Below are 9472 nucleotides of genomic sequence, written 5' to 3' on the forward strand. Positions count from 1 at the left end.
CTCAACTTACCCCCTGCTTTTCAGACGCTTGAGCCGCCGCGCTGCCCACCACGGTGTTGCGCTTAGGGTCGTAAATTTGAATAGTGCTATCACTGCTCTGGGCAACCTTTTTTATCGCCCGCTTAATGCGCACATATGACATGCACCGACAGAGATTGCCCGACATATGCTGCACAATCTCCTCGTCTGAGGGGTTCGCCTTGTTCGCTAATAGCGCCGCCGCCTGCATGATCTGACCAGACTGGCAGTAACCACATTGCGGCACCTGCTCTTCCACCCAAGCCTGCTGCAAGGGGTGGCTACCCTCCAAGCCCTCAATGGTACGAATATCTGCATTGTTTACCGCACTTAGCGGCAGCGAGCACGAACGCATAGGGTTGCCGTTCATGTGCACCGTGCAGGCGCCACACATCGCGATACCACAACCAAACTTGGTCCCTTTTAGCCCAAACTCGTCGCGAATAACCCAAAGTAAGGGAGTATCTCCCGGCGCATCTGAGGACATCTTCTTGCCGTTCAATGTAAAAGTCGTCATCCATTTCACCCGTGTCGTAGCAAAACCTGCCTCCCAGTGTAGCTACATCTGACAGATCTACCCAACTCAGCACAGACGGACTCATTCTCGGGATACCACAGGCTCAGCCATTGCGTGCCACCCCATTGCGGGGCGAATAGACTCTCGGTGGTGGCAGGTTCGCCACGTCTGCAAAAGGGCGATGCGAACTCAGCGCTTAAAGGATGTTGAACAGCACCAGGGCGTAGGCGTAGAAACGCAAAAAGCGGGTTAAGCTGATCAATAGGAAAGTTCGGAAGGGGTACTCGATCATCCCGGCAATGGTGCTCGCTAGAGCAAACGGAATAGGCAATAGCGCAGCGATGACGATGAAGACACCGCCCCATTTTTTCATAAACTCGACGTGCTCAGCATGGCGGTCAAACAAGTAGCGGTGCACAGAGGGAATATGTTCAAGGCGACTGCCAATGCCGTACGCCGTAATACCACCCAGGTAAGAGATAGCCGCGAGTATGCTCACCATTAGGTAGGGTATTTCCGGAAAGCGGGACTTTGCCCACAGCATAAACAGATCGGGCGGCAACATACCCAGAATGGATTCAGAAACATAAAACAGCGGGAAGACATAGGCCGGCGGCAAGCGCTGTTCAATAAAAATCCACAGGCCTTCCTGACATACCGCGAGATACGGCCTTACTAACCAAAGCAGCCCAACGAGTACCGCCATCACCATCAAGGCTTTCAGCACATTCACAGTAATCAGAGTATAAAGTTCACCGCGCTGATCGAGCGGAAATGGCTTTTGTGTGCCCCTCATCACTCCGCCTCTTCTGGCCGGCCAACATGATAACTATGCTGCGATTTTCGATTTTTATAATGATCGCTACTTGCCGCCAATGCCTGATTTTCAGACTCAAGAATTTGGCGAAGACTGTGCAAGGCGTTGTAGGGCCCATTTACCGAAAGTGCATTTATAAGCCAGCCTGGGATCGGCCCACCCGGTTCGGCGTGGATGACCGTGCTTAGGCTAACGCTGGAAGAACCTGTGCGTACCAAGGTCCATGTTCCCTCGGCTTTTTCCACGCGCACGCGGCCATCAACTTTTAAACGTATGGTGTTATCTGAGAGCGAACGAATGCGCGCCTGTGAACCATCGGGGGCAACCGACCACTGTCGGCGCAGCAGCATGTCTCTGTCGCTAACCGGCCAGGGCAAGTCATTAACCACATAGATAATGTCTTCGCTTTCCGACAGTTTTTTATATACCGATGCCTCGGCGCACACCTTATCCCAGCGCGGCCGCTGACTGGCGTCAAGTAACAGGGCGAAGGCTTTGTCGAAGGGCGCATTAATTTCAACTTCGGCTTTTACCTCTCGCGTTGCCGAGCCGTGAATCTCGCGACTGGAGACTTTGATACCGTCCTCGTACTTATCAACCCGCCACACCGTCATGGTTTCCCCACCCCACAAACTGAGCGGGACGAAGAAAGTCACTATTGCGGCGCAACGAAGCAGCTGACGAGCCGCTCCGCAGGACTGCACGCGGCGTTTAGAAACGGTAGCCAAGTTCAACTTCATAGGTTGTATCTACATATGCCCCACCAAAGTGAGTGCCCCGGAAACCCGGTGTGTCCTGAGCGGCCGCCAGCGATTCACGGCCGGTAACGTTGTCGCCGAAAAAGCTAATATGCCAAGTGTCGTTCATCGACTTGAGGCCAAGCCGCACACCGTAGGTGGTACCAGATATTCGCGTATCAATGGGGTCGAGGTCAGTGGCCAAGGCCACCTCGGATGAGTAGCTCGCGGTAATGCCTGCCAGCGTCAGGAAGGGCCAGTTGAAGGGCTGCCCCTGCCAGCCCGCCGTAAGGGTGGACTTGATTTCCGGCACCAACCGCAGGCGTCGGCCGGTGAGGTCACACGGCGGTGGGTTGGTATTTTCAGCCGTGCAGGCGGCCTGACTAAATTCAGAATATTCCGACTCCGTGAAGGCGCCATTCAGGCCGAGCAGGATGCCGTAGGGCGTCATCAACATGCCCTCGTATTCCAAACCGTAGATCGTTGCTGATGCCGCGTTTTCCACCACATAGGCCACGCCGTTGAAGGTCGAGACCTGAAGGTCGCGAAAGTCGGTATAAAACAGCGACGCATTCAAACGCGCCGCGCCGCCCAACCATTCGGTTTTAGCGCCCAGCTCGTAGGTCAGCGCGGTTTCGTCGTCAAACTCCAGGTTTATGTCGTTGCTTGGCTGACCGGTGAAGCCACCAGACTTATACCCCTTGGCAGCCGTGAAATACGCCATTGCCGCATCAGCGAAGTCATACTTCACAGAGAATTTGGGAATGAAGTTAAAGGTTTCGCGTTCACGCTCGGCTTCAAACTGTGTATCCCCCGCAATAATCACTGGGAAGATAGTCGCCCCTTGAGGGTTCGGGCCGAGGCAATAACCCGCTGGCGACGGGATGCCGCCAAGCCCAGGCAAATCCACGGGCAGCAGCTGGTTGCACGCCGCGCCAGAAATAACGGCATTCCCCTCACCGCCGGTGACGTTATTAACCAGCCGGTGGCGGGTATCGAGGGTTTTGTTTTCATAATTTAAACGCCCACCAAAGGTGGCCGACCAGCGCTCGGTGAAATGCCAGGTGACCTGCCCGAACAAAGCCGCGCTGTCAGTGACCTGATCGAAGCGCGTTAACGCCGTTTCGATAGGTGACGGGCCACCGGCCAATGTTTGTCGCGCCTGGATCAATTGACCTGCCAACTGGCCACTGTTGGCATCATTGAGCACCTGATCCTGGCAAGCTTCCGGGTCAGGCGATTGCAAGCATGCCATGCGCTCGCCTTCCCCGGTAACCTGCAGCAACTCGTTCAGCAGCAGAAATTGTTGGATGTTGTAGTCGGCCTGTAAGTCCGACTTCATGAAAAACACTCCACCGACAAATTCAACCTCGCCCGGTGGTGAGGTGATGCGAAATTCCTGACTGTACTGCTCCAGCACTTCGTTGTTATCGAGGATCAGAAAAGGAATCGGCGAAAAGTCGGCATCCAACCTCACCTCTTCATCCAGCCAGGTGTAGTTGGTAATACTGGTAAGCAGATAGTCATTGCCGAAACTCCTGTCGGCTTTCAGCGTGACATCATAGGCATCGCGCACTACACGACCCTGCGTATCTTTCGCTGTTCGCTCGTCGAAGGGGTCTGCTGAGGTCTCCGGGTCAAACACCTGCATGGCTGCCAGATGGCGGTCGCGCGCGCGAATAAGCTGACTGCCCTCACCGTGCTGGCGAATAAGTGCCGCGTTCAGCGTCAGGCCAATGGTCAAGTCCTCGGAGGCATCCCATACAACGCGCAAGCGCGCATTTTGGGTATCGATATTCTCTTCATCGATCTCTGCCGTGGTGTTGTAAACACTGCCATCGCGGAGCTGGCTCATCAGCGCGACTCGCCACCTGAGCGAATCCGTTACAGGCCCTGTGGCCATCAATCGAACGCGCTGCTGGTCCAGGTCGCCCAGTAGCACATCGCCCTTAAAACCAAATTCAGGCTCGGGCATAGCCGTGCGAAAATGTATCGCGCCGGCCGAGGCGTTTTTACCAAACAGTGTGCCCTGCGGGCCGCGCAGCACTTCAATCGCCGCCAGGTCCATGGTGGCCTGATTAATATATGAAGCGCGACCGTAGTAAACATCGTCGATCAGCAATGCTACAGATTGTTCAAAACCCCGGTTATAGCTCGACCCCAAACCGCGCATATAAATACTGGGAAATGAGGGTGTTGCCAGTACATCCAGGTTGGGCACGTACACGGCCACTTCATTCATATCGGCCATGTTTTTGTCGACAATATCATCGCCACTAATCGCGGTAACAGATAGCGGTACAGACTGGATGTCTTCCTCTCGCTTCTGCGCCGTAACGACAACTTCTTCAAGGGCATTGCGCTGTCGCTTAGCCGGTTGCTCCTCGGCGCCAACCTCAGCGTTAGCGGTCGGCGCAGCCAAACCCAAAGCAGGAACCGCCAGCGCGCTCGCCAGAAGCAGCGGTTGTACGCAGGGTCTGCTCCGTTTGAATAGAAAGTGATTGAGCGCGCTGAAACACCCTTGCGTGTCGACTAACATTTACGCTTCCCCTACTGCTTATTATTGTACTTATACTTTTGACGCTCGAAACAATCGTGTTCAGCGCTGTTCGTCCGAGAGCAGCCCGTGAACATTGTGTACCGTTGGCGACTTATCTACGGCTTTCAGATCAGGCGCCGTCCCCAACAGCCAATCGCCCAGCCCGGTTGAAACACCCCACCATAACTTTTCGTCGCGGTAGTGATGCAGGCGGTGCATGCGCTGGCGGCGACGGTAGTAATTCACTGGCATGCACCAAGTGGTATGGCCCATGAAGTGACAAAACTCATAGTGCAGCGCCAAAGTAAAAAACATGGCCAGGGCACCGGTTGCCAGTTCGGTGCTCGGCAACAACAGATAGGCAAGCGCAATCAGCACCGGCACCACGGTGGGGAACACCTCTTTATTGATGGTGATATCACTGAGGTCCGAGGGATTCACATGGTGGGCACGGTGGGAGCGGCCCACGCTGAGGTCGATCGTTTTGCCAAAAATTTTACGCGGCTTGGAATGCAGAATGTAAGCGTGAATCAGCCATTCCTGTATCGGCCAGAAAGCGAGAATGCACAGCGGTGCGATTAGGTCCGCATAGCTCCAGTTGCCGAGGTAAACCCGAAAGCCGGTAAAGCCCAGCGCCAGAGTCGTTAGAATTATCGGGCTCATATGGCCATAAAAGGCTTTAAAAAAGTCGCTGGCCGTTGCCGGGTTAGCCGGTTGGGTCACGCCGCCAGATGATTGAACGCTGCTCGTCATGGGACTGTCCTCTACGCATTATTATTTAATTGATTTTGCGTGTGTTGCTCGTACAGATTTAGAAACTGGTTAATGGCGTCACTGCTGCCATCGATATAGTCTCGTGCGCACTCTGCCGCCTCGTCACGCTTCCCCTCACGCACCAGCATCGCGAGAGTACGGAATGACTCCAATTTGCGAAGGTCTCGATCCAGCATCTGGGTCAATAGCTCCCATAGCGGCTCGTAGGTTTTGCGCAGCGAGTTGAAGGCCAGGCGGTAGGCGATATTGCCGCTGCCATCAACCAGCACCTCCCAAAATTCAAAGGCGAGGCGCTGCAAGTCGACGGGAGCCACTGCCGCCACCATGTCATCGACCAAGGCATCCAAACGATCAGCGGTGGCTGCGCCGCCATTCACTGCTGCATCGGCGGCAATCGCCGGAGACAGGACCTGGCGCATCCGCACAATGCTGCGCGCCGCATCGACCTGAATTTGCCCGTCCTGGTCAAACAACAAACTGGGGAGCAAGTCGGCACTGGCCTCCCTGCGGTAGTCCAGCACCGTTGTCATGCCGCCGTGCTTCACCTCAACCAAGCGGGCCTGTTGCAGGCGCTTGATCGCTTCGCGAACGGCATTGCGGCTCACCCCCAGCATTTCAGACAGCAGCCGCTCCGAGGGCAATTCCTCACCGGCTTTCAGCTCCTGATAAACGATGCGATTACGCAATTGGTCGAACACTTCATCCGATACAGACCGCTTCTGAATAGCCTTGAACATAGCTGCCGCTCTCCCTTGAGGTAACTTATCCTACCAGTGGACCTGTTATTGCGCAAATTGCCATTTATGCGCAAAAGTGCAAACCCGAGCTGCTACCTTACGATCAAGACACTCGCCACCACCCCGACACGGTTCAGGCACTGATCGCGATTCGAGAAAACCGACACATCCATCAATAAACACGCCTAAAGTAGCCTTTCGCCCACGGCGTTTTTTGCCATAATCACTGCATAGACAATCAAACAGCAGGCAAGCTATGCGCAAAACGAAGATCATCTGCACCATTGGGCCAGCAACCAGCGACTACGAGTCACTGCACAAACTGGCCGACGCCGGGATGAATATCGTGCGCCTGAATATGTCCCACGGTGAACACGACAGCTGCGCGCAAATTATTAAGTCCATCAAGACCCTCAACCGCAAACTCCACCACCCGGTCGCGGTGCTGATCGACACACAGGGGCCGGAGATTCGCACCGGCGATATCAATAACGAACTCAGCCTGAAAACCGGCGATGTGATTTCGGTGGTCGCGCGGGGCGAGGCCGATGTCGAGGCCAGCTCGATCCAGATCAATTACGAAGACCTGATCAACGACGTGAATATTGGCGACAAAATCACCGTCGACAACGGCCTGATCAACCTGGAAGTGCTCAGCAAGGAACAGCGCACCATGCAGTGCCGGGTGATCGACGGCGGCGTATTAAAGAGCAAGCGCCACGTTAACCTGCCCGGTATTCGCGTTAACCTGCCCGCCATTACCGAGAAAGACCGCCGCGACATTTTGTTTGCCATGGAGCAAGAGGTGGACTTCATCGCCCTGTCATTCGTGCGCAGCGCCGACGACATACGGGAGTTGAAAACCCTGCTGGGCGACAAGGTCGATAAGATAAAAATTATCGCCAAAATCGAAGACCAGGAAGGCGTTAAAAACCTCGACGCCATTATTCAAGAAGCCGCCGGTGTGATGGTCGCCCGAGGCGACCTGGGTGTGGAAATTCCCTTTGAGGAACTGCCCATTGTGCAGCGGCAAATTATTTCCCAGTGCGCGAAATACGGCCGCCGCGTGATTGTTGCCACTCACATGCTGGAGTCGATGATCGAAAACCCCATGCCCACCCGCGCCGAAGTCACCGATGTCGCCAACGCCGTGTACGAAGAGGCCGACGCCATTATGCTGTCGGGGGAAACCACCGTGGGCAAATACCCGGTGAAATGCGTGGAAGTGTTGGACCGCATTGCCCGCTCCATTGAGAAGAATCGCGGTCTTCGCTTTAGCGATGAACTGATCATGGACAACGACAAGCAGGAAATTGCCGCCGCCGCGGTGAAGCTGGCTGAGTCCATTCAAGCCAAGGCGATTGTTGTGCCGACACGGCGCGGGCTGATGGCCAGCCTGGTCACCAACTGCCACCCCCAAAGCTCCATCATCTGCGCGTTTACTAACGACAGTCGCACCCGACGCAAGCTGGTGTTAAACCGCAACGTGCTTAGCTACCGCATCAACTTCAGCTCCGACCCAGAGAAAACACTCGCCAACGCCGCCCACATAATGATGAGCCGCGACGAATTCAGCGAAACCGATAAAGTGGTGGTGATCTCAGATGCCCTTTCCAGCCACGGCATCGAGGCCATTCAAATCCGTCAGCTCGGCGATTTGGTAGCGCGCTATGAAATTGATCATGCGTAATTAGAAGGCCCCAAAATACCCGGCGGCTGACTGAGGCGGCTGCCGAACTAAAGGATGACAAAAGGCAGGAAAAGGAATTGATGTAGTGAGCTTAATTTTTGCAGGGAAGGCATAGGAAAGCCCAAGGCGCTCGAACATGCTTTATCAGGATATTGCTCTCGAAGGAATAACGATGAGCACCGAATAGTTTATAAAATTCAACAGGGCTCGCCCGTAATTACCCAGCTCCGCTACCACTATTAACTCAGCAGTTAATCTCTGTGGCCTTTCTCCCGAAAGTTAGACCGTAACCAGTGATGGATATCCTGCACCACAGCACCTCGCTGACTGACTCCGTGAGGATCGCCGAGGCGATGATCCAGCTCCTCGTACTTTCGATATTCAATATTATTTTTTCCAACCTTGCTGAGAGCAGCCACTAACTCATCCACCTTCTTAGGCGATACCGATAAATCCCTCCCCCCTGAACGATCAGCAAAGGGGTATCGACCTCATCGAGAAGCGTCAGCTGATCCAGAGACAGCATCTCGTTCCACCACTTGTAACCATGGCCACTCACCACAAGGTCAGATGGCGGACTATTCAGGATATGACGCGAAAACCCTCTAAAGCTGTTAATCGCCTCTTCGACATCGGCGCTATCTTCCGCACTTGCCGCGATGCTGTGAATCACATCATCAATAAACCAGCGCCCGCCACCGTTGAACGCCACCGTAGCACTTACCTCATCAACCTTTGCCGCCACCATGTTTGCGACCGCAGCACCCTCGCTACCACCGAGCACAATCAGGTTCGGGTATCGACCACGCTGCCTTACGGTAGCGAGAACCGCCTCAATGTCAGCCACGCGCTGTTGCGGGCTATCATTTTTCAAATGCTGGGAAGGGCAATCGCTACGCTCCACATCCGCGCTAAAATTCAGCGTCTTATCAATACCGTATTTTTCAATCAGCAGAACATCCGCTTCCGGCCATACGTTTCGGTAGTCGGAAAATATTGCCTCCACCTGCAGAACACTGTTGCAATCAGAACCTTGGAGGATCAGCAATAAGGTATCGCTCGCTGACGCGGTGGAAGGTTGCAGAATGTAATAATGGATGGTCGAACCATCTTCTCGACCCATTACATAGTCGCGAATGCTTTCTGCATACGCGGCATGAGTCAGAAACACTAACACTGCACAGATAAATCGAAACGTCATCTTTTACATCACTTTGAGCAACACGGCGTATTTCCGCATTTGTTTATCCGCGAAGCGGTATAGAAATAGTGCAGCAAAAACGGAGACCCATGCGTTATTCGTAGTGGCTCCAGAGCCTGAGGACTTTCACAACTTTGAATCGCCACTAGTTCACTAGACGCTTTTCAGCCTCTTTTAAATACTGACGCTCATAATCTACAGGCGACAGCCCACTGTTGGAACCATGCTGTCGTTTTGTGTTGTAGAACATCTCGATGTAATCAAATATATCGCTCCTTGCTGCATCTCGTGTCGCGTATATTTTGCGCTTTATTCGTTCTCGCTTTAGTAACTGGAAGAAGCTTTCCGCAACCGCGTTGTCGTGGCAGTTGCCTCGGCGGCTCATGCTCCCCTCCAAGCCATGCTCTCTGAGAAACTCGCTCCAGTCATGGCTTGTGTATTG

10 protein-coding genes are annotated in these 9472 nt (G+C 54.1%); 2 read left to right on the top strand and 8 right to left on the bottom strand.

Going from position 1 to position 9472, the window contains the following annotated elements:
• Window position 1 precedes the first annotated feature (1 nt).
• From H573_RS0114280 to H573_RS0114305, 6 genes are all read right to left on the bottom strand, one after another.
• The gene (locus H573_RS0114280) at window positions 2-535 is read right to left on the bottom strand and encodes a (2Fe-2S)-binding protein (RefSeq protein ID WP_027874855.1); all 534 of its coding nucleotides are present in this window, start codon (window positions 533-535) and stop codon (window positions 2-4) included.
• Between the two features lie 196 nt (window positions 536-731).
• Entirely contained in the window at window positions 732-1331 is a 600-nt protein-coding gene (locus tag H573_RS18440; RefSeq protein WP_051171337.1) for a YqaA family protein, read from the bottom strand.
• Entirely contained in the window at window positions 1331-2092 is a 762-nt protein-coding gene (locus H573_RS0114290; RefSeq protein ID WP_084498097.1) for an START domain-containing protein, read from the bottom strand. Before H573_RS0114290 ends, H573_RS18440 begins: the two co-directional genes overlap by 1 nt.
• Window positions 2064-4628, bottom strand: a complete 2565-nt coding sequence (locus H573_RS0114295; protein ID WP_027874857.1) for a TonB-dependent receptor — start codon at window positions 4626-4628, stop codon at window positions 2064-2066. Before H573_RS0114295 ends, H573_RS0114290 begins: the two co-directional genes overlap by 29 nt.
• A 60-nt stretch (window positions 4629-4688) precedes the next feature.
• Entirely contained in the window at window positions 4689-5381 is a 693-nt protein-coding gene (locus H573_RS0114300) for a sterol desaturase family protein (protein ID WP_051171338.1), read from the bottom strand.
• Between the two features lie 11 nt (window positions 5382-5392).
• Window positions 5393-6139 (bottom strand): FadR/GntR family transcriptional regulator, encoded by a 747-nt coding sequence (locus tag H573_RS0114305; protein WP_027874859.1) that lies wholly within the window; start codon window positions 6137-6139, stop codon window positions 5393-5395.
• Window positions 6140-6395: 256 nt separating this feature from the next.
• Between H573_RS0114305 and pyk the strand changes: the two genes are divergently transcribed.
• Complete coding sequence (gene pyk / locus H573_RS0114310; RefSeq protein WP_027874860.1) at window positions 6396-7829, top strand: pyruvate kinase; 1434 nt, start codon at window positions 6396-6398, stop codon at window positions 7827-7829.
• A 111-nt stretch (window positions 7830-7940) separates the two neighbouring features.
• Window positions 7941-8072: a type II toxin-antitoxin system YoeB family toxin gene (locus tag H573_RS19395; RefSeq protein WP_084498100.1), complete on the top strand. Its 132-nt coding sequence runs from the start codon at window positions 7941-7943 to the stop codon at window positions 8070-8072.
• Between the two features lie 175 nt (window positions 8073-8247).
• On the opposite strand, the gene H573_RS18445 is transcribed toward H573_RS19395, so the two are convergent.
• Window positions 8248-9030, bottom strand: a complete 783-nt coding sequence (locus tag H573_RS18445; protein ID WP_205618946.1) for an alpha/beta hydrolase family protein — start codon at window positions 9028-9030, stop codon at window positions 8248-8250.
• Between the two features lie 145 nt (window positions 9031-9175).
• The coding region (locus tag H573_RS0114320) for an IS3 family transposase (RefSeq protein WP_027874861.1) at window positions 9176-9472 on the bottom strand (297 nt) is incomplete at its 5' end.

The sequence above is a fragment of the Neomelitea salexigens DSM 19753 genome (genome assembly GCF_000422345.1).
GTDB classification, from domain to species: domain Bacteria; phylum Pseudomonadota; class Gammaproteobacteria; order Pseudomonadales; family Spongiibacteraceae; genus Spongiibacter; species Spongiibacter marinus_A.

Bases quoted from the DNA above. Each gene is read 5' to 3' on its own strand.
- H573_RS0114280 (WP_027874855.1), bottom strand. From the start codon at position 535: ATGACGACTTTTACATTGAACGGCAAGAAGATGTCCTCAGATGCGCCG.
- H573_RS18440 (WP_051171337.1), bottom strand. From the start codon at position 1,331: ATGAGGGGCACACAAAAGCCATTTCCGCTCGATCAGCGCGGTGAACTT.
- H573_RS0114290 (WP_084498097.1), bottom strand. From the start codon at position 2,092: ATGAAGTTGAACTTGGCTACCGTTTCTAAACGCCGCGTGCAGTCCTGC.
- H573_RS0114295 (WP_027874857.1), bottom strand. From the start codon at position 4,628: ATGTTAGTCGACACGCAAGGGTGTTTCAGCGCGCTCAATCACTTTCTA.
- H573_RS0114300 (WP_051171338.1), bottom strand. From the start codon at position 5,381: ATGACGAGCAGCGTTCAATCATCTGGCGGCGTGACCCAACCGGCTAAC.
- H573_RS0114305 (WP_027874859.1), bottom strand. From the start codon at position 6,139: ATGTTCAAGGCTATTCAGAAGCGGTCTGTATCGGATGAAGTGTTCGAC.
- pyk (WP_027874860.1), top strand. From the start codon at position 6,396: ATGCGCAAAACGAAGATCATCTGCACCATTGGGCCAGCAACCAGCGAC.
- H573_RS18445 (WP_205618946.1), bottom strand. From the start codon at position 9,030: ATGACGTTTCGATTTATCTGTGCAGTGTTAGTGTTTCTGACTCATGCC.